The sequence below is a fragment of the Pseudomonas sp. SA233 genome, from assembly GCF_054792385.1.
The window spans coordinates 1,231,267-1,252,496 of the sequence record NZ_CP096449.1 but is presented as its reverse complement, the minus strand read 5'-3'; the positions used below and the strand labels follow the sequence as shown (position 1 = coordinate 1,252,496).

At 63.2% G+C, this 21,230-nt stretch carries 22 protein-coding genes; 6 read left to right on the top strand and 16 right to left on the bottom strand.

Features of this window, described 5'->3' with window-relative positions; all coding sequences use genetic code 11:
* Window positions 1–109: 109 nt before the first annotated feature.
* Both M1D87_RS05815 and M1D87_RS05810 read left to right on the top strand, forming a co-directional pair.
* The gene (locus M1D87_RS05815) at window positions 110–751 is read left to right on the top strand and encodes a TetR/AcrR family transcriptional regulator (RefSeq protein ID WP_061550991.1); all 642 of its coding nucleotides are present in this window, start codon (window positions 110–112) and stop codon (window positions 749–751) included.
* A 302-nt stretch (window positions 752–1,053) separates the two neighbouring features.
* A complete protein-coding gene (locus tag M1D87_RS05810) occupies window positions 1,054–1,965 on the top strand; it encodes an RHS repeat-associated core domain-containing protein (RefSeq protein WP_259677068.1) in 912 nt (303 codons plus the stop codon).
* On the opposite strand, the gene M1D87_RS05805 is transcribed toward M1D87_RS05810, so the two are convergent.
* Window positions 1,962–2,738 (bottom strand): class I SAM-dependent methyltransferase, encoded by a 777-nt coding sequence (locus M1D87_RS05805; protein ID WP_123084281.1) that lies wholly within the window; start codon window positions 2,736–2,738, stop codon window positions 1,962–1,964. The two genes, M1D87_RS05810 and M1D87_RS05805, sit on opposite strands and share 4 nt — an antisense overlap.
* Before the next feature lie 103 nt (window positions 2,739–2,841).
* Here M1D87_RS05805 and M1D87_RS05800 point away from each other — a divergent pair, with 103 nt between their 5' ends.
* Window positions 2,842–3,462: a hypothetical protein gene (locus tag M1D87_RS05800; protein WP_039612814.1), complete on the top strand. Its 621-nt coding sequence runs from the start codon at window positions 2,842–2,844 to the stop codon at window positions 3,460–3,462.
* A gap of 12 nt (window positions 3,463–3,474) precedes the next feature.
* On the opposite strand, the gene M1D87_RS05795 is transcribed toward M1D87_RS05800, so the two are convergent.
* The 7 genes from M1D87_RS05795 to ppc all read right to left on the bottom strand — a co-directional run bounded on the left by M1D87_RS05795 (window position 3,475) and on the right by ppc (window position 10,833).
* Window positions 3,475–4,164, bottom strand: coding sequence for an extensin-like domain-containing protein (locus M1D87_RS05795; RefSeq protein ID WP_123084282.1), 690 nt, complete (start codon window positions 4,162–4,164; stop codon window positions 3,475–3,477).
* Window positions 4,164–4,994 (bottom strand): isocitrate lyase/PEP mutase family protein, encoded by an 831-nt coding sequence (locus tag M1D87_RS05790; protein ID WP_123084283.1) that lies wholly within the window; start codon window positions 4,992–4,994, stop codon window positions 4,164–4,166. The genes M1D87_RS05795 and M1D87_RS05790 overlap by 1 nt, the downstream gene beginning before the upstream one ends.
* Before the next feature lie 28 nt (window positions 4,995–5,022).
* A complete protein-coding gene (locus M1D87_RS05785) occupies window positions 5,023–5,892 on the bottom strand; it encodes a DUF72 domain-containing protein (protein WP_123084284.1) in 870 nt (289 codons plus the stop codon).
* Between the two features lie 3 nt (window positions 5,893–5,895).
* Window positions 5,896–6,186 (bottom strand): hypothetical protein, encoded by a 291-nt coding sequence (locus M1D87_RS05780; RefSeq protein WP_003259832.1) that lies wholly within the window; start codon window positions 6,184–6,186, stop codon window positions 5,896–5,898.
* Window positions 6,187–6,317: 131 nt separating this feature from the next.
* Entirely contained in the window at window positions 6,318–6,992 is a 675-nt protein-coding gene (gene tsaB, locus M1D87_RS05775; RefSeq protein ID WP_061550995.1) for a tRNA (adenosine(37)-N6)-threonylcarbamoyltransferase complex dimerization subunit type 1 TsaB, read from the bottom strand.
* A gap of 305 nt (window positions 6,993–7,297) precedes the next feature.
* A complete protein-coding gene (adk, locus tag M1D87_RS05770) occupies window positions 7,298–7,948 on the bottom strand; it encodes an adenylate kinase (RefSeq protein ID WP_003259830.1) in 651 nt (216 codons plus the stop codon).
* 257 nt (window positions 7,949–8,205) lie between these two features.
* Window positions 8,206–10,833, bottom strand: a complete 2,628-nt coding sequence (gene ppc / locus M1D87_RS05765) for a phosphoenolpyruvate carboxylase (RefSeq protein WP_123084285.1) — start codon at window positions 10,831–10,833, stop codon at window positions 8,206–8,208.
* A gap of 200 nt (window positions 10,834–11,033) precedes the next feature.
* Between ppc and M1D87_RS05760 the strand changes: the two genes are divergently transcribed.
* The 3 genes from M1D87_RS05760 to M1D87_RS05750 all read left to right on the top strand — a co-directional run bounded on the left by M1D87_RS05760 (window position 11,034) and on the right by M1D87_RS05750 (window position 13,082).
* A complete protein-coding gene (locus M1D87_RS05760) occupies window positions 11,034–11,375 on the top strand; it encodes a pilin assembly protein (protein ID WP_025337943.1) in 342 nt (113 codons plus the stop codon).
* Window positions 11,376–11,826: 451 nt separating this feature from the next.
* Window positions 11,827–12,240 (top strand): DUF4398 domain-containing protein, encoded by a 414-nt coding sequence (locus M1D87_RS05755; RefSeq protein WP_003258911.1) that lies wholly within the window; start codon window positions 11,827–11,829, stop codon window positions 12,238–12,240.
* Between the two features lie 50 nt (window positions 12,241–12,290).
* On the top strand, window positions 12,291–13,082 hold the full coding sequence (locus M1D87_RS05750) for an OmpA family protein (RefSeq protein ID WP_015269164.1): 792 nt from the start codon (window positions 12,291–12,293) through the stop codon (window positions 13,080–13,082).
* A gap of 161 nt (window positions 13,083–13,243) precedes the next feature.
* On the opposite strand, the gene M1D87_RS05745 is transcribed toward M1D87_RS05750, so the two are convergent.
* The 8 genes from M1D87_RS05745 to wspR form a co-directional block, all read right to left on the bottom strand.
* Entirely contained in the window at window positions 13,244–13,570 is a 327-nt protein-coding gene (locus M1D87_RS05745; protein ID WP_013971221.1) for a hypothetical protein, read from the bottom strand.
* On the bottom strand, window positions 13,567–14,490 hold the full coding sequence (locus tag M1D87_RS05740; RefSeq protein ID WP_038408942.1) for an alpha/beta hydrolase: 924 nt from the start codon (window positions 14,488–14,490) through the stop codon (window positions 13,567–13,569). Before M1D87_RS05740 ends, M1D87_RS05745 begins: the two co-directional genes overlap by 4 nt.
* A complete protein-coding gene (locus M1D87_RS05735; RefSeq protein ID WP_013971219.1) occupies window positions 14,462–15,739 on the bottom strand; it encodes a flavohemoglobin expression-modulating QEGLA motif protein in 1,278 nt (425 codons plus the stop codon). Before M1D87_RS05735 ends, M1D87_RS05740 begins: the two co-directional genes overlap by 29 nt.
* A 178-nt stretch (window positions 15,740–15,917) precedes the next feature.
* Window positions 15,918–16,466: a hypothetical protein gene (locus M1D87_RS05730; RefSeq protein ID WP_003258915.1), complete on the bottom strand. Its 549-nt coding sequence runs from the start codon at window positions 16,464–16,466 to the stop codon at window positions 15,918–15,920.
* 29 nt (window positions 16,467–16,495) lie between these two features.
* Window positions 16,496–17,200 (bottom strand): TetR/AcrR family transcriptional regulator, encoded by a 705-nt coding sequence (locus M1D87_RS05725; RefSeq protein ID WP_061550997.1) that lies wholly within the window; start codon window positions 17,198–17,200, stop codon window positions 16,496–16,498.
* Window positions 17,201–17,405: 205 nt separating this feature from the next.
* Entirely contained in the window at window positions 17,406–18,908 is a 1,503-nt protein-coding gene (gene lysS / locus M1D87_RS05720; protein WP_421091598.1) for a lysine--tRNA ligase, read from the bottom strand.
* Window positions 18,909–19,000: 92 nt separating this feature from the next.
* Window positions 19,001–20,096, bottom strand: a protein-coding gene (gene prfB / locus M1D87_RS05715) for a peptide chain release factor 2 (protein WP_421091597.1) whose coding sequence is annotated in 2 segments (ribosomal slippage) — window positions 19,001–20,023 and window positions 20,025–20,096 — 1,095 coding nt in all. Because the reading frame shifts where the segments join, the coding sequence is not laid out codon by codon here.
* A 111-nt stretch (window positions 20,097–20,207) separates the two neighbouring features.
* The gene (wspR, locus tag M1D87_RS05710; protein ID WP_003258607.1) at window positions 20,208–21,212 is read right to left on the bottom strand and encodes a Wsp signal transduction system regulator diguanylate cyclase WspR; all 1,005 of its coding nucleotides are present in this window, start codon (window positions 21,210–21,212) and stop codon (window positions 20,208–20,210) included.
* Between the last annotated feature and the right edge of the window lie 18 nt (window positions 21,213–21,230).

Sequence of the window (21,230 nt, the reverse complement as noted above, 5' to 3'; positions counted from 1 at the left end):
GAGGTTACACACGTTAAAAATATCTCGTCAATTTACCGCCACACAGGTTTTCCCCGCAGGCTTTAGCCGGATGGCGCCTGAACCGTTAAGATGGTGTTTCTTCAACCAGATGCAGACCACAATGTCCAACGACGCACCCATCGGCCCGGGCCGGCCCAAGGACCTGGCCAAACGCGAGGCAATTCTCGAAGCAGCCAAAGCCCTTTTCCTCAGCCTCGGCTACGCCAACACCAGCATGGATGCGGTCGCTGCGGCGGCAGGTGTTTCAAAGCTCACCGTATACAGCCACTTCACCGACAAGCAGACGCTTTTCGGCTCGGCGGTAATGGCAACCTGCCAGATCCAGTTGCCCGACCTGCTGTTCGAGTATCCCGAGGGGGTGCCGGTGGAAGAGGTGCTGCTTACCATTGCCCGTGGCTTCCAGGCGCTGATCAGCAGCGATGAAGCGGTCAAACTGAGCCGCCTGATCATGGCCCAGGGCAGCCTCGACCCGAGCTTTGGCGAATACTTCTACGAAGCCGGGCCCAAGCGCGTGCTGGCGGGGATGGAAGCTTTGCTGCGCGGGGCGCATGAGCGCGGGCTGCTGCGCATCGACAACCCGCTGCGAGCTGCCGAACACTTCTTCTGCCTGGTCAAGGGCGCGCCGGATTATCGGTTGCTGCTGGGGTGTGCCGGGCCGCTGGAAGGTGACGAGGCGGAAGCGCATGTGCGCGAGGTGGTGGGGGTGTTCTTGCGAGCTTACCAGGCCTGAGGCATCTGCTGGCAAACGCGGTCTTTTTGCAGGCGTAACTTTCTTGCACACCCTCGAAAGCTGTCGCGGTCCCTGTGGGAGCGGCTTTAGCCGCGAACACCGGCAAAGCCGGTGCCATCCACCACGTCAGCTTCTTCGCGGGTAAAACGCTCCCACAGGCCCAGCGCGGCCTTCAAAGGCGGCATAGTGCCTTCGGGAACGCGTCCGTCAATCACCGTGCTGGAAACCAGCACACTTACCTGACAGTTTTGCCAGTATCCAATCAGGCATCTTCCTGACAGGCTCGCATGCACACCCTGCACATGAGCGTCACCACCATGCGATTGCAAGCACTCAAACTCTTTTACAAGGGCAGCAAACTCTCGGTATTGCATACGAGCGGTGCTCACCACACAGTGGTCAGCGCCAACCACCAGAACCTGTGCGAAACGAATAGTAAAACTGCGCAAAAACGACTACTGGCCACCGATGCACAAGATTCAACAGTCGCAATCAATTTGCAAGGCCAGACCACCATTGCCTACAGCCCCTTTGGCAAAGACAGTTACCCACTTGGCAGCTCATTGTTATCCCGATTCACGGGCCAGAGTTTGTTGGCCTCTGGAATAGGTTACTTACTAGGTAATGGCCACCGCCTTTTCAACCCTGGAATAATGCGTTTCCACAGCCCGGACAGTTTGTCGCCGTTTGATAGAGGTGGTATCAATGCCTATGCCTACTGCGCCAACGACCCCATAAACAGAGTAGACCCTAGTGGTAAATCTTTCAGATCAATTTTCAAATGGAAACGTGGTGGATATTCATACGAAAAGCTTGCGCCACGACTGGAGGAAAGAAACCCTACACTTTCTAAAAACGAATACAAGGCTTTAAAAAAATCAATCTCAAAACGCGAAAAGCAAGTGATAGAGGAGCTAAACTGGGCTCTCTCAACCGGCGAGCAGAGCACAGTAAACAATACCATCGCCAAAAATGATATTCTCCAAGGACAACGCAGCAAACTGGACAATCTAGTGCTCGACGAGCACAACCGGTATAATCCAGACATTATCAAAGAATTTATTGACAACACCCCGAACTTGAAAAATACAACCGGCAAACTTGCTGAAGAGCTACTAGCCCCTCCGACACCACAATCGCTTATCAATATGATACCGGAGGATCTGCTAATAGAGGATATGCAGGTACGCTTGCGCCGTCTGCGTGATGGCTAAGCCTTTAACGCTTTCTTCGGATAAATGTCATACCGACTCGACTTGCCCTCCAGGCTATGGCTCGGCTTCGGCCCGTCGATGATCGGCGCCTTGCGCGGCCGCTTCACCACCACCCGGTGGCTGGCCAGGGCCAGGGCAGCTTCGAGCAGGGCCGGGGCATCCAGGTCATCACCGACCAACGGGCGGAACACACGCATTTCCTTCTTCACCAGCGCACTCTTGTCCCGGTGCGGGAACATCGGGTCGAGGTAGATCACCTGGGGCGCCTCGCCTTCCCAGGAGCGCATGCGCTCGATGGCGTTTCCGGTCAGCAGGCGCATGCGCCCCACGATCGGCCCCACCTCTTCATCCGACCGCGCCCGCGCCAGGCCATCCTCCAGCAACGCGGCAATCAGCGGCTGGCGCTCGATCAGGGTCATCTGGCAGCCCAGGCTGGCCAGCACGAACGCGTCCTTGCCCAGCCCGGCAGTGGCATCCAGCACCTGCGGACGCACGCCCTGGGCAATGCCCACCGCCTTGGCGATCATCTGCCCGTTGCCACCACCGAACAGGCGCCGGTGCGCGGCCTGGCCTTCGACAAAGTCCACCCGCACCGGCCCCGGTGCCTGCGGGCCCAATTGCTGGATCTGCAAGCCATCGACGCCCACCTGCACGGCAAACCCGGCAGCATCGTCCTGCAGCGGCAACTCAAGGCGCTCGGCCCACGCAGCGGCTTGCGCCTCGAATTCAGCCGACAGCGCCTCGACCCGGATACCTGTGCCCTGCTCTTCCATCATTCACACCTAGAAATTGAACCCAGCCGTTAATGTATCGGCTACTTCGGCCGATACAGGCAATATCCCGCTATTCTGCCAGAGCACAACGCGCGCGACTGCCATGTCAGATACTCTTCCCATCGGCTTGACCTACCTGTCGCCTGTCGGCAACTACAGTCAGCACAACACTCAGGCACTCGGGGGCGTCAGCCACCTGTGGCAGGATTTCTTTGCCCGGGCCATGGCCGAGCAGCAGGAAGAACCCGTAGACAGCGTCAGCCAGTCGTTCGTGCAATACGACCAGAGCAGTGGCGAGCCGATCGGCGGCGCCCGGGCGCTAGCCCTGATCGACGCCCAGCGTGCCTGCCCGGTGCATGACACCATCGTGGCACCGCCCGAGCCACTGTTCCTGCCCAAGGCAGAACTCGAAGCCAACCTGCTGCCGCCCGCCCCCGAGCCGTTCAGCGCAGTCGAGCTGATCGAGCAGCAGCGCCAGCTCGATATCAGCAACAGCTGGCTACGCCCGGTGGTGATGAGCCAAGGTCACCCGATTGCCGAGCCCGGCCCCGGCCCTGCTCCGCGCTCGCTGTTCCTGCCGATCGCCGAGTTCGAGACAAACCTGCTGGACCCGGCGCCCGAACCGTTCGATGACGCCACCCTGGCCAAGCAACAGAACGACCTGGAGTTCGACATCCACTGGGCACGCCCGGTGGTGCTTAACAACGTGCGCGCCCACGCCTGAACGCGCCCACGCTCAGCGACAGATCTGCCAGCGGCCCATGTCCACATGAAAGTGGTTGTGGTGTGCAGCGTTGTAGTCCGGCCCAAGTACCGTGCTGAAGCTGTCACAGGCCGCCCGCTGCACCTGACGAAGGAATTCCGCTTTCTGCCCGCCCGCCTGCCAGTCCCGCGCAAGGACGATGCGCTGGCCGTCTCGCAGGCGAAAGCCACTGATGTCCAGGGCATCGGCCGTGGCGTGCTGGCTCAGCCGGCCCTGCTTGCGATGGTAGACATTGCGGCAGGCAAAACTGCCCAGGTGGTCGACCTGAGCCACCGGCTGCCCCAACACCCGTTGCGCCACAGGCTGCAGCCCATGGTTTTCGAACAGTGCATACGCCACTGCCAACGGACAACTGGCCAGGAAGCTGCCGCCGAGCCGCGCCTGACCACCGTCGATACGCCATACATTCCGCAATGGGCAGTTGGCAGTAGCCGAACTGTCGGCTTGTGCCCGGTAGCGCAGCTGGCTGGTTTGAAGTGCCAGGCGACACAGCATCGGGTCATCGCGAAGGCGGGACAACTTGTATGGGGTCAGCAGGTTGGGGGGCTGACGCACGTCCAGCGGCGCCCACGGGTTCCACGCGGCGGGCAGCCGCCAACCCAGGTGCCAGGCCAGCCCCGCAAGCAGCGACAGGCTGGCCAGCAACGCCAGCACGGCCCTCATCAGCGGCGGAACAGGTCGTTGAGTTGTGCGAACGGCAGCGCCTGCTCCCCATAGCCGAAGGTGCCCTCGTCGCGAATCTCCAGCGCGGCACGGTGGAAGGCCCCCAACGCGGCACGGGCAAGCGACGAGCCGACGCTGATGCGGCGTACACCCAGGTCCTGCAACTGGTTGACGCTCAGCGGCACGCCCGCCATGCCCATCAGCACATTCACCGGCCGTGGCGCGACGGCCTGCACCACCGCGCGGATTTCCTCGACAGTACGCAGCCCTGGCGCGTACAGCACATCAGCACCGGCCTCGGCATAGGCCTGCAGGCGCAGGATGGTGTCGTCCAGGTCCATGCGCCCGTGCAGCAGGTTCTCTGCCCGGGCGCACAGGGTGAACGGGAACGACAGGCTACGCGCTGCCTGCACAGTTGCACGAATGCGCTCCACGGCCAGCCCGAAGTCGTAGATGGGCGCTTCACTGCGGCCACTGGCATCTTCGATGGAACCGCCTACCAGGCCAGCCTCGGCAGCGCGCAGGATGGTCTGGGTACAATCTTCGGGCAGGTCACCAAAGCCGTTCTCCAAGTCGGCAGCCACCGGCAGCGGGGTGGCATCGACGATCTCCCCGGCATTATCAAGGGTATCGTCCAGGCTCAAGGCGCCTTCGGCGTCCGGACGGCCCAGGCTGAAAGCCAGGCCTGCACTGGTGGTGGCCAGCGCCTCGAAGCCCAGGCTGGCCAGCAACTTGGCCGAGCCGGCATCCCACGGGTTGGGGATGACGAAGGCGCTGTCGCGCTCGTGCAGGGCCTTGAAGGCTTCGGCTCGCAGGGTTTGCACATCCATGGATCAACCTCCGGCAGTCAGGGGAAGGTCAGAGTAGCCCCAATTGTTCGACCTCGGGGGTGCGCGGCAATTCCGGCAACGCGGCAAGGCCCGGCAGGCGCTGCATCAGGCGTTGATGAAAGCGCTGGGCCAGTGCCGCGGCCAGGCGGTTGTCCGAGGTATGCAGGAAGATGTAGGGGTTGCGGCCTTCTTCGATCCAGGCGGCGACCTTGTCCACCCAGGGGGTAAGAAAGGCCTCGTTGGCCTCCAGCTGCGGGTGGCCGATGAAGCGCACCTGCGGGTGCTGGCTGAAGGCTGCCGGGCGTGGTGGTACCTTGGGCTTCTTCGCCTGCGCATGCAGCACGGCGGGGTCACGAGAGGTGCAGCTGAACAAGGCGCGCGGGTCCAGGCAGATACGCTCCACACCGCGCTCATGCAGCAGGCGGTTGAGCAACCGCTCTTCTTCACCCTTGGCGAAGAAAGCCTGGTTACGCACCTCCACGGCCACCGGCACTCCGACTTCGTCAAGGAAGTGGCAAAGCTCGCCCAGCCGTGCTGGGCTGAACTGGGCCGGCAACTGCAGCCAGTACGGCGCTACGCGCTGGCCCAGCGGCGCCATCAGGCGGGTGAAGTCAAAGGCCGGTTCCAGCTGATCGCGCAGGTCGCCTTCATGGCTGATGTCCCGGGGGAACTTGGCAGTGAAGCGGAAGTGTTCGGGCATGATCTGCGCCCAGCGCGCAATGGTGCCGGGTGCGGGGCGTGCGTAGAAAGTGGTGTTGCCCTCGACGGCGTTGAACACCTGGCTGTAGTAGCCGAGCATTTCACCGCTGTTGGCGTCGGCGGGATACAGGTAGTCGCGCCAGGCGTTTTCGCTCCATGACGGGCAACCGAGAAAATAAGGCAGTGGTGATGGACTCATCCACTAAATGTACAGGTCGAGCCCCAGTACTTCCATGTCCCAGTCGGTAAAACCGGCAGTGCTCAGGTAGCTGGCCAATGCGGTAGCGGTGCGGCGGTCACGGGCGCGGGGGAAGATCATGTCCTGCTGGCGCGCTGGCAGGCCACCACTGCGACGGCGAGCGGTGGTTTCCTGAGGGGCGGTCTCGACCTCCTCGATCACCTCGGCATCATCGATGGCCTCGTCACGCACAGCTGCCTTGCGCGGCGTGCGCTTGATCGGATAGGACTGCGATGAGAAACCGTCGATACGCATGGCATGAGCACTCAGAACCAATGATGGCAATTTAGCAGCATCAGGGTTCCATCGCTAATGCTCGAGTGATAACTGGACCACAGATCGCGCAAAAGGTTTTAGTGTCATCGGCGATAACCGACGAACAACACTCAGCGCTTCTTGGGTGTCGCTACATTATCGCGCAGGTAGACCGGTTGCGCCTGTTCGGCAACGATCGCCTCGCCACGCGCCCAGGCAAAGCTGGCCAGGCTGAGGATGTCCAGGGCGTTGGGCAAGGCACTGGCATTGCTGGCGGCCACCTGCACTGCCAGGCGCTCGGCATAACCCCAACCGGTACCGGCGCCGAACCACTCGCCAGCGCTGCCCACCGGCAGCGCCACCTGCTCGGGCGGCAGCACTGCCTCCTGGCCGACCAGGCGCATTTCACCTTCGGTGGCCTGATAGCAGCCCCAATACACTTCATCCATGCGCGCATCAATGGCGGCCGCCACTTGCTGTACACCGTGTTCACGCAGCGCGCCCTGGGCCAGCGCGGCCAGGTTGGACACCGGCAAAACCGGGCGTTCCAGTGCGAAGGCCAGGCCCTGGACCACCCCGATGGCAATGCGCACGCCGGTGAAAGCGCCCGGCCCACGGCCAAAGGCGATGGCATCCAGCGCATTCAGCGCCACGCCGGACTCGGCCAGCAGCTGCTTGATCATCGGCAGCAGCTTCTGGGCATGCATGCGCGGGATCACCTCGTAATGGCTGGTTACCTTGCCGTCATGCAAAAGTGCGACGGAACAGGCTTCGGTGGCGGTATCCAGGGCCAGGAGGGTGGTCATCGAACGGGTATCCAGGTACTAGGGGGAAAAGAGCGGCAGTATAGAGCAGCGGCGGCGTTGTGTCCCGAAGGGGCAGCTGTACGGCCATTGCCCGCTCGGCTGGCGCGGTCCCTGTAGGAGCGGCCTTGTGTCGCGATGGGCCGCAAAGCGGCCCCTGCAATTTTCGCGGCGAAGCTGAGTTTTTGGGGCCGCTGCGCGCCCCATCGCGACACAAGGCCGCTCCTACAGGGATCGCATTTGGCAACAGGGCCACAAACGACAACGGCCCGCAAGCGGGCCGTTGTCGAGGTGCGTCGGGTGCTGGATCAGCTCAGGGCTGCCAGGACCTTGGCGGTGATGGCTTCGACCGAGCCGACGCCTTCGATGTGGCTGTACTTCGGCTTGCCGGCATTGGCGGCCGACAGCTTCTGGTAGAAGTCCACCAGCGGCTTGGTCTGGCTGTGGTAAACCGACAGGCGATGGCGAACGGTCTCTTCCTTGTCGTCATCACGCTGGATCAGGTCTTCACCAGTCTCGTCGTCCTTGCCTTCCACTTTCGGCGGGTTGTACTGAATGTGGTAGGTGCGGCCCGAAGCCAGGTGCACGCGGCGGCCAGCCATGCGGCCGACGATTTCCTCGTCGTCCACGGCGATTTCGACCACGGCGTCGATGTCGACACCGGCAGCGACCATGGCTTCGGCTTGCGGGATGGTGCGTGGGAAGCCGTCGAACAGGCAGCCCTTGGCGCAATCAGGCTGGGCGATGCGCTCCTTGACCAGGCTGATGATCAACTCGTCGGAGACCAGCTGGCCGGCATCCATGACTTTCTTCAGTTCCAGGCCCAGCGGGGTACCAGCCTTGACGGCGGCACGCAGCATGTCACCGGTGGAAATCTGGGGGATACCGAACTTTTCGGTGATGAACTTTGCCTGAGTACCTTTACCGGCCCCGGGAGCTCCCAGCAGAATTACGCGCATCTCGTGCTCCTCAAATTTTGTTATGAAATTCAATGGATTCGGCGACCAGGGCCAAGTCCGGAAAATCGGGTATGACCATAAATCGGTCAGAAGGCTGCTCAAGATACACAGCGCCCGGCAGCCAGACAAGCGTCCCAAAGTTGCAGGATTGCGCCACCTATGGCTGGCCTGGCAGGCGGTTGCGCCCGGCGCAACCACCCTCTTCGCCCACTTGCATCCCCCGCACGGCACCTGCCCTGTGCGCCCCGGGCCTGCCCTCAGCCGGTATTGCGCAGGCCGGCTGCAATACCCGCCACAGTCACCAGCAAGGCCTGCTCCAACGGGCTGTCCAGAGCGGCTTCGCGGCTGCGCGAGCGGGCCAGCAACTCGGCCTGCAGGCGGTGCAACGGGTCCAGGTAGGTATTGCGCAGGCTGATGAATTCCAGCGTCTCGGGGCTGTGCGCCAGTAGCACCGGCTGCCCGGTAAGGCCCAGTACCACCTGGCACGACTGCGACAATAGGTCGCGCAGGTGCGCACCCAAAGGCAGCAGGTGCGGTTGCACTAGACGTTCGTCGTAGGCCTCGGCGATCTGCGCATCGGCCTTGGCCAGCACCATCTCGAGCATGTCGATGCGGGTGCGGAAGAACGGCCATTGCTCGCGCATCTGCGCCAGCAGTTCACCCTGGCCACGCGCCAGTGCATTGTTCAATGCCGTTTCCCAACCAAGCCAGGCTGGCAGCATCAGGCGGGTCTGGGTCCAGCCGAAAATCCACGGGATGGCCCGCAGGCTTTCGATGCCACCGGCGCGGCGCTTGGCCGGTCGGCTGCCCAGCGGCAGGCGCCCCAGTTCCTGCTCCGGGGTGGACTGGCGGAAATACTCTACAAAATCGGGGTTCTCCCGCACCACGCCGCGGTAGGCCTTGACGCCATCGGCGGCAAGCTGATCCATCACCTCGCGCCAGGCCGGCTGCGGTGGTGGCGGTGGCAACAAGGTGGCTTCCAGCACCGCAGCCAGATACAGGTTAAGGTTCTGCTCGGCGATACCCGGCAAGCCGAACTTGAAGCGGATCATCTCGCCCTGCTCGGTGGTGCGGAAGCGCCCCGCCACCGAACCGGGTGGCTGCGACAGGATCGCCGCGTGGGCCGGGCCACCGCCGCGGCCTACCGTGCCGCCACGGCCGTGGAACAGCAGCAACTCGACCTGGTGCTCGGCGCAGATACGCACCAGGTTTTCCTGGGCCCGGTACTGCGCCCAGGCCGCAGCCGTGGTACCAGCGTCCTTGGCCGAGTCGGAATAGCCGATCATCACTTCCTGCGGGCCGCGCAGGTTGGCGCGGTAGCCTGGCAGGCCGAGCAGGCGCTGCATCACCGGGCCGGCATTGTCGAGGTCGGCCAGGGTCTCGAACAGCGGCACCACGCGCATGGGCCGAGTCAGGCCGGCCTCCTTGAGCAGCAACTGCACCGCCAGCACATCCGAGGCAGCACCGGCCATCGAGATGACGTAAGAGCCCAGCGAGGCGGCCGGCGCAGCGGCAATTTCCCGGCAGGTGGCCAGTACCTCGGCGGTATCGGCCTGCGGCTTGAAGTGCGCGGGCAGCAGTGGCCGGCGGTTTTTCAGCTCGGCCTGGAGGAACTCGATGCGCTGCTCTTCATCCCAGTCGGCATAACGCCCCAGGCCCAGGTAGTCGGTAATCTCGCTCAACGCATCACGGTGGCGAGCGGCGTCCTGGCGCACGTCCAGGCGGCCCAGGAACAGGCCAAAGGTCACGGCGCGGCGCAGGCAGTCGAGCAACGGGCCTTCGGCGATCACACCCATGCCGCAGGCGTGCAGGGACTGGTAGCACAGCTCCAGCGGCGCGATCAGGTCGCGGTTGTCCACCAGCACCTCGGCGCTGGCCGGCTGGCTGCTGGTCAATGCCGAATGCGCCCACGCGCGCGTTGCTCGCAGGCGATCGCGCAGTTGCTTGAGCAGGGAGCGGTAGGGTTCGGCACTGTCGCCGACCTGCTCACGCAGCGCATCGTCCGCCTGCTGCATGGACAACTCGGAAGCCAGCGCATCGATGTCGCGCAGGAACAGGTCGGCAGCCATCCAGCGCGCCAGCAGCAGGACTTCGCGGGTGACCGCTGCGGTCACGTTGGGGTTGCCATCGCGGTCACCGCCCATCCACGAGGCGAAGCGGATCGGCGCCGCCTCCAGCGGCAGGCGCAGGCCGGTAGCCTCCAGCAGGGCCTTGTCGACCTTGCGCAAGTGGCTGGGGATGGCGTGCCACAGCGAATGCTCGATTACCGCAAAGCCCCACTTGGCTTCGTCCACCGGCGTCGGTCGGGTGCGGCGGATTTCTTCGGTGTGCCACGCCTCGGCGATCAGCCGGCGCAAGCGCTCGCGCACCTGCTGGCGTTCCCCCGGGGTCAGGTCGCGGTGGTCCTGGGCAGCCAGTTGGCCGGCGATGGCGTCGTACTTCTGGATCAGGGTGCGGCGAGCCACTTCGGTGGGGTGCGCAGTGAGCACCAGTTGGATGTCGAGCTTGGCCAATTGCCGGGCCAGGGCATCATTGCTGTGCCCGGCCTGCTTCAGGCGCGCCAGCAACTCGGGCAGCACCCGGGCCTCGAACGGCTCGGGCTGGTCGGCGTCGCGGCGGCGGATCAACTGGTACTGCTCGGCCATGTTGGCCAGGTTGAGGAACTGGTTGAAGGCCCTGGCCACGGGTAGCAAATCCTCGTCGGCCAGGTCCGCCAGGGTCGAGCTCAGTTGCGCGCCGGCGCTACGGCGGTCGGCCTTGGCACTGTGACGGATGTCCTCGATCTTCTGCAGGAACGCCTCGCCATGCTGCAGGCGAATGGTATCGCCAAGCAGTTCACCCAACACATGGACATCTTCACGCAAACGCACATCGATATCGGTCATTGGCCCTCTCTCCGGCGCGGCTCTGGCGCATTGCATCCCTTTTTCAGCCTTTACGCGGTCCCCTGTGGGAGCGCGGTATTCGCTCCAAGAGTGCCCACAGCCAGGCGCCGATGGCAAGCCGTGATCGGCCAAAGCAAACTAAAGTGAAAGCACGACACTCCCATGCATTGCAGCCCTTTCAGGCGTCAACAGAGGTCAGCATGAAAATCCGTGAACTCGCCCAGCACTGGGAACAGAATGCCGCCGGCACCCTCAGCCCCACGGGCCATGTCCTGCATCTGGACCTTGAGTCCGAAGCGCGACTGGCCGCGCTGATCGACATGTACCCCAAGCGCACCGCCGAGGAACTGCTCGGTGAGCTCGTCGCGGCAGCCCTCGAGGAACTGGAAGCCAGCTTCCCCTATGTGCAAGGCCGCCAGGTCATTGCCACCGACGAGGAAGGCGACCCGCTGTACGAGGACATCGGCCCTACTCCGCGCTTTCTGTCACTGTCGCGACAGCATCTGCACGCCCTGAGCAACCCAGGGGCCGATAGCGAATAGCTAAGGTGTAGGTCATGAGTTTTGCGGCGCCCGGGAGATCGAGCGCCGCCCGCGCGGCGCTTCGCAGCGCAAGGCTGCTCCTACATCTGTTTCGGGCCAGTCACGCCTGTGCCAGTGCACGCGACCACCTTGTTCGTACAACGCGATATCGAGCCATGCGCCAAAGCGTTCGCGCACAAACCTCACAGGAATAATTGGCCCGAAATAGATGTAGGAGCAGCCTTGCGCTGCGAAGCGCCGCGCGGGCGGCGCTCGATCTCCCAGGCGCCACAAACCCCAAACATGATCAAATTTTTCTGAACTATCCGAAAAACGCGTCAGTCACAGCCAATAGCCATCACGCTAAAACCCTGCACACCTGCCGTTGTGCACCGTTGAGCTGAAGCGCGTGCACGTGTCAGGGAACGAGCGATGGACTGCTACGGACAACGTCGTAAACAGGAGTGATCCAATGGAACTGACCACCAAGAACACCCGCATCTACAAACCCTCATCCACTCATGTGCGCGGGTTCAAGCTGGCAGCGCTGGCCCTGGGCAGCAGTCTGGTCCTGGCCGGCTGTGCGGGCAACCCGCCCACCGAGCAGTATGCAGTCACCCAGTCCGCCGTGAACTCGGCCGTCAGCGCTGGCGGCACCGAGTTCGCCGCCGTGGAAATGAAAGCGGCCCAGGACAAGTTCAAGCAGGCCGAGATCGCCATGCATGACAAGAAGTACGACGACGCCAGGCGCCTGGCCGAACAGGCCGAATGGGACGCCCGCCTCGCCGAACGCAAGGCCCAGGCGGCCAAGGCCCAGAAGGCCGTGCAGGATGCCCGCCAGGGCGTTCAGGACGTACGTGAGGAAGGGCTGCGCAGCGCTCAGTGAGCCCTGCCCCGCCCACCTCGGTCTTCGCACACGATCAAAGGATGAACACTATGCGCAACTACGTCATGATTCCCGCCCTGCTGGCCCTGAGCGTCGGCCTTGCCGCCTGCTCGCACGACCCTAACGCCAACCTCGAATCGGCCCGCACCAACTTCTCCTCGCTGCAGAGCGACCCGCAATCGAGCAAGGTTGCGGCGCTGGAGACCAAGGACGCCCAGGACTGGCTGAACAAGGCCGACAAGGCCTACATGGACCGTGAAGACGAGAAGAAGGTCGACCAATTGGCCTACCTGACCAACCAGCGCGTCGAAGTGGCCAAGCAGACCATCGCCCTGCGCACTGCCGAAAGCGAACTGAAAAACGCTTCGGCCCAGCGCGCCCAGGCCAAGCTTGACGCACGCGACGCACAGATCGCCAAGCTGCAGGACAGCCTCAACGCCAAGCAGACCGACCGCGGCACGCTGGTCACCTTCGGAGACGTGCTGTTCGACTTCAACAAGGCCGAACTCAAGAGCAACGCCTACCCGAACGTCACCAAGCTGGCGCAATTCCTCCAGGAAAACCCGGAACGCAAGGTGATCGTCGAGGGTTACACCGACAGCGTCGGCTCGGCCAACTACAACCAGGGCCTGTCAGAGCGCCGCGCCAACAGCGTACGCATGGCACTGGTACGTGCCGGCGTCGACCCAGCGCGCATCGTCGCCCAGGGCTATGGCAAGGAGTACCCGGTAGCGGACAACTCGAGCAATTCGGGGCGTGCGCAGAACCGCCGGGTGGAGGTGACCATCTCCAACGACAACCAACCGGTGGCACCTCGCTCTGTGAGCCAGGTACAGCAGTAAGGCTGGCTAGCTGAACTGACAAGCCCCGCGATCGAAGCGGGGCTTTCTTTTGCCTGTGCTGGCCCTTTCGCGGCTGAAGCCGCTCCCACAGGGACTGGCGCGGTCCTTGTAGGAGCGGCTTCAGCCGCGAAAGGGCCAGCACAGGCAGCAGAGATAATGGCTCACTGCACCTGCTGCGGGGTTTCCTCGCCCATGCAACGCACCGCGCGCTTGCGGTTGTCCACCAGCACCCCTGTCAGGCCTTTCTGCTGGGTATCGAACAGCACCAGCACGCCGTCGACGCACTGGGCCATTTGTGGTGCCGGGTCCAGCGAGACCTTGTAGTCCTCGCCGGGGATGGTCTTGAGCATGGTGAAGTCCTGCAGCAACAGGGCATCTTCGGGCTTGGCGAAATGCAGGTAACCGTAGTACCACAAGGCCCCCACCGTCACGATGATGCTGCCGACACCGGTCAGGATCAGCGGGATGGCGTTGCGTTCTTCACTCATTGCTTGTTCTTCTCGTCAGGGTAATTGGGCACTTCGGCCAGCCGCCGCAGGCCGTTGAAATGGCTGGGGTCGTCAAGAAAACGCAGCATCACCTGGCGCCAGGTCGGGTCGGCGAAGGTCTGCACGTGGCCACCACGGGTCAGTTGCAGCACCCGCGGCGCTGGCGCGTGCTGGTACAGGCGGATGCCGTTGTCCATCGGCACCAGGGTATCGTCGATGCTGTGGAAGAACAGCTTGGGCGGGCTGCTCAGTTGCTCGATCGAGCGGATCGCGCTGTCACCGTCCGGCACCAGCCACGACAGCGGCACCTGCAGCGGCCAGGTCATCCACGAGGTGCTGAGGGCAAAGCGCCCGACCGCACGGTAACTGGCCGGCACACCGTCGAATACCAAAGCACTGAAACGCTGGCGCTGCTCCGGGTGGGCCGCCAGGTAGTGAATGGCCATGGCCCCGCCAAGGCTCTGCCCCAGCAGCACCAGCGGCTTGCCCTTGACTTCGGGCGCCTGCTCCAGCCAGGCCATGGCCGCGGCGATGTCCTGGTACACCTCGGGCAGGCTCGGCTCGCCCTGGGACAGGCCATAGCCGCGGTAATCGATCATCAACACCTGGTAGCCCTGCTCCGGCAGCCAGTAGCTGCCGCCCAGGTGCCCAGGCAGGTTGCCGCCATTGCCATGCAGGTGCAGCACCGTGCCCTTGACCTCGACCCCGGCCTTGGCCGGCAACCACCAGCCGTGCAGGCGGATGCCATCAGCAGTGATCAAGGTGACATCGCGGTACTCGAGCCTGGCCCGCTCGGGCGTGAACGGCTGGCCGCGCTCGGGATAGAACAGCAGGCTGCTGCAACCGCCCAGGCCCAGCAGGATCAAACCCAGGGCCAGCAGGCGGCAGCACTCAGAGAATGTTCGCGTAATCGGCTTCAATACGGTCCAGGCTCAGGTGGTTGAGGAAGTTGGAGAAGCACATCCAGGCCGACAGCGCATTGAGGTCGCGGAACTGCTCGGGCAGGTACTTGGGCGGCTCGACCAGGCCTTCCTCGACCAGCTGTCGCAGGGTACGCATGTCTTCCAGGGTGGTCTTGCCACAGAACAGCAATGGGATCTGTTCGAGCTTGCCCTTCTTCACGGCCAACTGAATGTAGTTGTAAACCATGATGAAGCCTTTGAGGTAGGACAAGTCCTTGGTAAATGGCAGGCCATTGGGCACCGACCCGCGGAACACCCGGCTGGCGTTGCTGTAGCTCTGCGCCATCTCGAACCCCTGCTCGCGGAAGAAGTTGTAGATCTGCATGAAATCGGCACCCTCCTCGACCATGTGGATGGCGCGGGTGCGGTTGGTGAGCTTGCGCAGGCGACTGGGGTAGGAGGCGAAGGCGATCACCTCCATGAGGATGGCCAGGCCTTCCTGGGTGACCGTCGACGAGGGCGGGCCCTTGGCCAGGAAGGTACAGATCGGCTGGTTCAGGCCGTTGAGCGTGGTGCCGACATGCACCAGCCCTTCGTGCACCTCCAGGGCGCGCACGTCACGGGAGTTGAACATGGCGTCGGCACGCACCTTGATGTAGTCGGCCCCGGCCGCGGCATCGGCAACGATACCGTCGGACTCGAACACACGGATGGTCTCCTCGGCCTCGCCGAATACCTTGTTCAACCGGTGCTGGAGGATTTCCACGGCCTCCTTGGCGGTGAGGTTCTTCGGTTCGTCCTTGAGGTCGCCACGGCCATCGATGTTGTTCAGGTAATCCGACAGCATCAGGCCGAGGTCGGCCAAGGTCGGATCACCAGCGTGGAAGGCATCCGAGGCAGCGCCGTACAGTTCCTGGGAGATCAGCCCGAAATCCTCGGTGCCACGCGCTTCGAGCATGCGCACCACCATGCGGTATTCGCGGCACATGCGCTTCATGATCTGCCCGACCGGGTTGAACTGGCCGAGCTGGCGAATGATGTCGCGCTCGATGCCCTGAAACTCGGCCTTTACCGCGCTGGAATCGAACGCCAGCGGGCGCGACTGGTAGTAGGCACGGTCGACAGCCGGCGGCTCCTTGCCCTTGGCCTTGAGGAAACCCTGGCGGATGTTGTCGTCCCACTTCACCGCGTCCAGAACCCGGATCGGGGTCTGTGCCGCAACGATGCGGTCGGACAGGGCACGGATGGTTTGCTGGTATTCGTCCACCGGGGACTCCTTATTGGAACAAAGTGCCAAGCCTTGCTTTGCCTGTACCGGCCTCGGTTCCTGTAGGAGCAGCCTTGTGCTGCGAAGAGGCCATTAGCGGCAACTGAAATGGTTTGCCCTACTGGCCTCTTCGCAGCACAAGGCTGCTCCTACAGGGGACCTGGGCCGGCACAGGTATTTACTTGCCGGAGCGCTGGAACCGCGCCACTTCAACGAACAGGTCAGAGTTGGCCGGGTCGTCCAGGTACGCCAGCACCCGCGCCGACGGGCTGTCGATCAGCACGCCGTCGCCGTTGTCTTCCGGCACTTCGGTGCTGCGCCCGGTCAGCTCCTTCTTGTCCACCGCCTGCTGCACCTGCTCGACATCCAGGTTGTAGACCACCAGTTCCTTGCCATCGACGATATCGAAACCGCCGATCAGGAAGTTGCCACCCAGGCGCTTCGGCACGCCAGCCGACAGGTACCAGCGGTTACCGTGGCGTGACACGGTGAACACGTATTCCTCAGGGGCCTTGCCCTTGGCCGTGGCCACCGCCTTGTAGGCATCACCGCCGCTACGGCTGATCACCAGCTTCAGCGGCTCGCCCCAGGCGTCCTTGCTGCTCCACTTGCCCAGCAGGGCCTTGGGCGCCGCCTGGTTGCTCGGCAACGGCTCGTGGAAGGTCACCAGACAACCGCCCAGCAGCAGGAATGACAAAGTCAACAACACCACACGCCAGGCTTTCATCAGGTTCTCCTTGAAAAGTCGGTCTCGGCTCAGGCCGATGCCAGCACCAGCTGCAGGTATCGGCTAAGCATAGCGAGCATCTGCCCATCGGCTTGCGCGTTCGCATCCTTGAGCAGGCCCTGATATTCCATCTGCTCGATAATCGCCGTCAACATTTGGGCGTCCTGTTCCGGTTGCTGCGAGCCCACCACCTGCAGCAATTGGCGGGTGCCATGCAGCAGGATCTGTTCATGGGCGCACACCAGTTGAGCCAGGCGCGGGCACAGTAGCGCCTCCTGGCGGAAGGCCTGCTCGGCCATCAGAAAATCACGGCGAGTCAGCAACTGTCGCTGCACGTAGTCGGCAGTCATGCGTGCTACCTCGTCAGCCAGACGTGCCCGCGCCTGCGGGCTGCCGTCACCCTGGGCCAGCAACTGGCGCAACACCACCTCGGTATTGGCCCACAGCTTGGCCATGTAGGCGGCGCTGCGTTCGACGTACTGGGCAAAGGTATCGGTGAGCAGGTCCTCGATATCCTTGAAGTAGTAGGTGGTGGCCGACAATGGCACACCGGCCTCGGCGGCGACGGCGCGATGGCGCACACCGCGTACGCCATCGCGCACGACGATGCGCATGGCCGCGTCGAGGATAAGTTGGCGACGCTGCTCGCTGCCCTGGCGGGCAGTCTTGCGGCCTTGGTATTGCACGCTTTCGGCGACGGCGGTGGCGATGCCGGCGGCGCCCTGGTGAGGCATTGCGGGTGTCACGGGGGGTACCTCATGGACAGTGTTTCGTCAGTGCCGGCCTCTTCGCGGCTAAAGCCGCTCCCACAGGGACCGCACCAGCCTGAGGGTAGTGGGATCCCTGTGGGAGCGGCTTTAGCCGCGAAGAGGCCGGTACTGACAACATAAAGCTTCAGGCAAGAAAAAGCCGCCTCGAAAGGCGGCTCGTTCAATTCACTCAGGCCTGCGGACGCATGTGCGGGAACAGGATCACGTCGCGGATCGACGGCGAGTTGGTCAGCAGCATCACCAGGCGGTCGATACCGATACCTTCACCTGCAGTCGGCGGCATGCCGTACTCCAGTGCGCGAACGAAGTCGGCGTCGTAGTGCATGGCTTCGTCGTCACCGGCGTCCTTCTCGGCCACCTGTGCCAGGAAGCGCTCGGCCTGGTCTTCGGCATCGTTGAGCTCGGAGTAGGCGTTGGCGATCTCGCGGCCACCGATGAACAGTTCGAAACGGTCGGTAACAGCCGGGTTGTCGTCGTTGCGACGGGCCAGCGGCGATACTTCGAACGGGTACTCGGTGATGAAGTGCGGCTGCTCCAGCTTGTGCTCGACCAGCTCTTCGAAAATCATCACCTGCAGCTTGCCCAGGCCCTCGTGGCCCAGCACCTTGGCACCGGCCTTTTTGGCGATGTCGCGGGCGCGGTCGACGTCCTGCAGGTCGGCAGCGGTCAGCTCCGGGTTGTACTTGAGGATCGAGTCGAATACCGACAGGCGGGCGAACGGCTCGCCGAAGTGGAACACCTTGTCGCCGTACGGCACGTCGGTAGTGCCCAGTACCAGCTGCGCCAGCTCGCGGAACAGTTCCTCGGTGAGGTCCATGTTGTCGCGGTAGTCGGCGTAGGCCTGGTAGAACTCGAGCATGGTGAATTCAGGGTTGTGACGAGTCGAAACGCCTTCGTTACGGAAGTTGCGGTTGATCTCGAACACCTTCTCGAAGCCACCAACCACCAGGCGCTTGAGGTACAGCTCCGGCGCGATGCGCAGGAACATGGCCATGTCCAGGGCGTTGTGGTGGGTTTCGAACGGCTTGGCTGCGGCACCGCCCGGGATGGTCTGCAGCATCGGCGTCTCGACTTCGAGGAAGTCGCGCTCGATGAGGAACTTGCGGATGTGCGAGATGACCTGCGAACGCACACGGAAGGTGTGGCGGGTTTCTTCATTGACCATCAGGTCGACGTAACGCTGGCGGTAGCGCTGCTCGGTGTCGGTCAGGCCGTGGTGCTTGTCGGGCAGCGGACGCAGCGACTTGGTCAGCATGCGCACGTTGGTCATTTCGACGTATAGGTCGCCCTTGCCGGAACGGGCCAGGGTACCTTCGGCGCTGATGATGTCGCCCAGGTCCCAGGTCTTGACCGCGGCCAGGGTTTCTTCCGGCAGGGTCTTGCGGTTGACGTAGACCTGGATACGGCCGGTCATGTCCTGAATGACCATGAACGAGCCGCGGTTGAGCATGATGCGGCCGGCAACCTTGACCGGAATCGCTGCAGCTTCCAGTTCTTCCTTGGTCTTGTCCGCATACTGCTTCTGCAGGTCGTTGCAGTAGCTGTCGCGACGGAAGTCATTGGGGAAGGCATTGCCCTTGGCGCGCTCGGCGGCAAGCTTTTCCTTGCGCAGGGCGATCAGGGCGTTTTCTTCCTGTTGCAGGTCTTGCGCTTCGGTCTTGAGGTCGCTCATTTCGTCATTCTTTCCATCAGGTGTTCGGTGCCCCTTTCGGGCAGGGCACGCGGTACCGGCCCATGCCAGGTACCGCGGCGGTTGTGTGCGATTTACAGCCCTTGCTTGAGGCTCGCTTCCAGGTACTGGTCGAGGTCGCCGTCCAATACCTTCTGGCAGTCGCTGCGCTCTACACCAGTACGCAGGTCCTTGATACGCGAGTCATCCAGCACGTAGGAGCGGATCTGGTGGCCCCAGCCGATGTCCGACTTGCTATCTTCCAGCGCCTGCGAGGCGGCGTTGCGCTTCTGCATTTCCAGTTCGTACAACTTGGCCCGCAGCATTTTCATGGCGGTGTCCTTGTTGGCGTGCTGGGAGCGTTCGTTCTGGCAGGCCACCACGGTGTTGGTCGGTACGTGGGTAATACGCACCGCCGAGTCGGTGGTGTTCACGTGCTGACCACCGGCACCGGAGGAACGATAGGTGTCGATACGCAGGTCGGCCGGGTTGATCTCGATCTCGACCTTGTCGTCGATCTCGGGCGACACGAACACCGCCGAGAACGAGGTGTGGCGACGGGCACCGGAGTCGAACGGGCTCTTGCGCACCAGGCGGTGCACGCCGATCTCGGTGCGCAGCCAGCCGAAGGCGTACTCGCCCTTGACATGCACGGTGGCGCCCTTGATACCGGCGACTTCACCTTCGGAAAGCTCGATGATGGTGGCATCGAAACCACGCTTGTCGGCCCAGCGCAGGTACATGCGCAGCAGGATGTTGGCCCAGTCCTGCGCCTCGGTACCACCGGAGCCGGCCTGGATGTCCAGGTAGGCGTTGTTCATGTCCATCTCGCCGCTGAACATGCGACGGAACTCGAGCTGGGCCAGTTTTTCTTCCAGGCCTTCCAGCTCGGTCACGACGTCGCCGACGGCGCCTTCGTCATTTTCCTCGACGGCCATGTCGAGCAGCTCCTGGCAGTCCGCCAGGCCGCCGGACAGCTTGTCCAGGGTCTCGACAACCTGTGCCAGCATGGCACGCTCGCGGCCCAGGGCCTGGGCGTACTCGGGCTTGTTCCAGACGTTGGGGTCTTCCAGCTCGCGGTTGACTTCGATCAGGCGGTCATGCTTGTGATCGTAGTCAAAGATACCCCCGAATGGACTGGGAACGCTCGGTGAGGTCCTTGATGGTGTTCAGGATCGGTTGGATTTCCATGGGCTGGCTACTCGCACGAATTCGGTGAAAAGCCTGCGAGTATAACCGAGTCCGCCGCAGGGCGGCAGACCCGCCGGGCGCCGAATGGCCGCAATTACCGTGCAGGCCCTGTCAGGCGATGCCAACCTGGTTGCGCCCGCCATTCTTGGCCTGGTACAGGCCTTTGTCCGCAGCCGAGATCAGTTGCCGGCTATGGCTGCCGATGGACGGAGTCTGGGTGGCAAGGCCAATGCTCACGGTCAGATACGAGTCGGGCACCGGCGCGGTGTGCGGGATGCCAAGGCCGAGCACGGTCTGGCGCAGCTTCTCGGCCACCAGGCGTGCCCCACCCGGCGAGGTGTTGGGCAATACCAGGACGAATTCCTCGCCGCCATAGCGCGCCGGCAGGTCGGTCGGCCGCGAGCACGAGCCGCGGATCGCCTCCGCCACCTGGCGCAAGGCCTCGTCACCGGCCAGGTGGCCAAAGCTGTCGTTGTAGGCCTTGAAGTAATCCACGTCGATCATCAGCAGCGACAACTGCTGCTGCTCACGCATGGCCCGGCGCCATTCCAGTTCCAGGTACTCGTCGAAGTGGCGGCGGTTGGACAACCCGGTCAGGCCATCGGAATTCATCAGCCGCTGCAGCATCAGGTTGGTATCGAGCAGTTGCTGCTGGCTGACGCGCAAAGCACGGTAGGCCTCGTCGCGCTGCAACAGGGTAAGGTAGGAACGCGAGTGATAGCGGATGCGCGCCACCAGCTCGATGGTATCCGGCAGCTTGACCAGGTAATCGTTGGCCCCGGCAGCAAAGGCTGCGCTCTTGACCAGCGGGTCCTCCTTGGTCGACAGGACGATGATCGGGATATCCTGGGTAGCCGGGTTGTTGCGGTATTCACGCACCAGGGTCAGCCCGTCCAGGCCAGGCATGATCAGGTCCTGGAGGATCACCGTAGGCTTGATTCGCACGGCCTGGGCCACTGCCTGGTGCGGATCGGCGCAGAAGTGGAAGTCGATGTTCTCTTCGTTGGCCAGGCCACGCCGCACCGCCTCGCCGATCATGGCCTGGTCGTCGACCAGCAGCACCATCGCCGAGTTCTCGTTGGGGGTCGTGAAACCTTCGATCGGTAAATCATTCATACCTGTTCACCCGATCAC

Excerpts from the sequence above, each read along its gene's own strand:
- wspR (WP_003258607.1), bottom strand. The coding sequence starts at position 21,212 with ATGAATGATTTACCGATCGAAGGTTTCACGACCCCCAACGAGAACTCG.
- M1D87_RS05790 (WP_123084283.1), bottom strand. The coding sequence starts at position 4,994 with ATGGATGTGCAAACCCTGCGAGCCGAAGCCTTCAAGGCCCTGCACGAG.
- M1D87_RS05750 (WP_015269164.1), top strand. The coding sequence starts at position 12,291 with ATGCGCAACTACGTCATGATTCCCGCCCTGCTGGCCCTGAGCGTCGGC.
- M1D87_RS05730 (WP_003258915.1), bottom strand. The coding sequence starts at position 16,466 with ATGAAAGCCTGGCGTGTGGTGTTGTTGACTTTGTCATTCCTGCTGCTG.
- ppc (WP_123084285.1), bottom strand. The coding sequence starts at position 10,833 with ATGACCGATATCGATGTGCGTTTGCGTGAAGATGTCCATGTGTTGGGT.
- M1D87_RS05760 (WP_025337943.1), top strand. The coding sequence starts at position 11,034 with ATGAAAATCCGTGAACTCGCCCAGCACTGGGAACAGAATGCCGCCGGC.
- tsaB (WP_061550995.1), bottom strand. The coding sequence starts at position 6,992 with ATGACCACCCTCCTGGCCCTGGATACCGCCACCGAAGCCTGTTCCGTC.
- M1D87_RS05795 (WP_123084282.1), bottom strand. The coding sequence starts at position 4,164 with ATGAGGGCCGTGCTGGCGTTGCTGGCCAGCCTGTCGCTGCTTGCGGGG.
- M1D87_RS05785 (WP_123084284.1), bottom strand. The coding sequence starts at position 5,892 with ATGAGTCCATCACCACTGCCTTATTTTCTCGGTTGCCCGTCATGGAGC.
- M1D87_RS05780 (WP_003259832.1), bottom strand. The coding sequence starts at position 6,186 with ATGCGTATCGACGGTTTCTCATCGCAGTCCTATCCGATCAAGCGCACG.
- lysS (WP_421091598.1), bottom strand. The coding sequence starts at position 18,908 with ATGAGCGACCTCAAGACCGAAGCGCAAGACCTGCAACAGGAAGAAAAC.
- M1D87_RS05725 (WP_061550997.1), bottom strand. The coding sequence starts at position 17,200 with ATGCCTCACCAGGGCGCCGCCGGCATCGCCACCGCCGTCGCCGAAAGC.
- adk (WP_003259830.1), bottom strand. The coding sequence starts at position 7,948 with ATGCGCGTAATTCTGCTGGGAGCTCCCGGGGCCGGTAAAGGTACTCAG.
- M1D87_RS05805 (WP_123084281.1), bottom strand. The coding sequence starts at position 2,738 with ATGGAAGAGCAGGGCACAGGTATCCGGGTCGAGGCGCTGTCGGCTGAA.
- M1D87_RS05745 (WP_013971221.1), bottom strand. The coding sequence starts at position 13,570 with ATGAGTGAAGAACGCAACGCCATCCCGCTGATCCTGACCGGTGTCGGC.
- M1D87_RS05815 (WP_061550991.1), top strand. The coding sequence starts at position 110 with ATGCAGACCACAATGTCCAACGACGCACCCATCGGCCCGGGCCGGCCC.
- M1D87_RS05755 (WP_003258911.1), top strand. The coding sequence starts at position 11,827 with ATGGAACTGACCACCAAGAACACCCGCATCTACAAACCCTCATCCACT.
- M1D87_RS05800 (WP_039612814.1), top strand. The coding sequence starts at position 2,842 with ATGTCAGATACTCTTCCCATCGGCTTGACCTACCTGTCGCCTGTCGGC.
- M1D87_RS05810 (WP_259677068.1), top strand. The coding sequence starts at position 1,054 with ATGAGCGTCACCACCATGCGATTGCAAGCACTCAAACTCTTTTACAAG.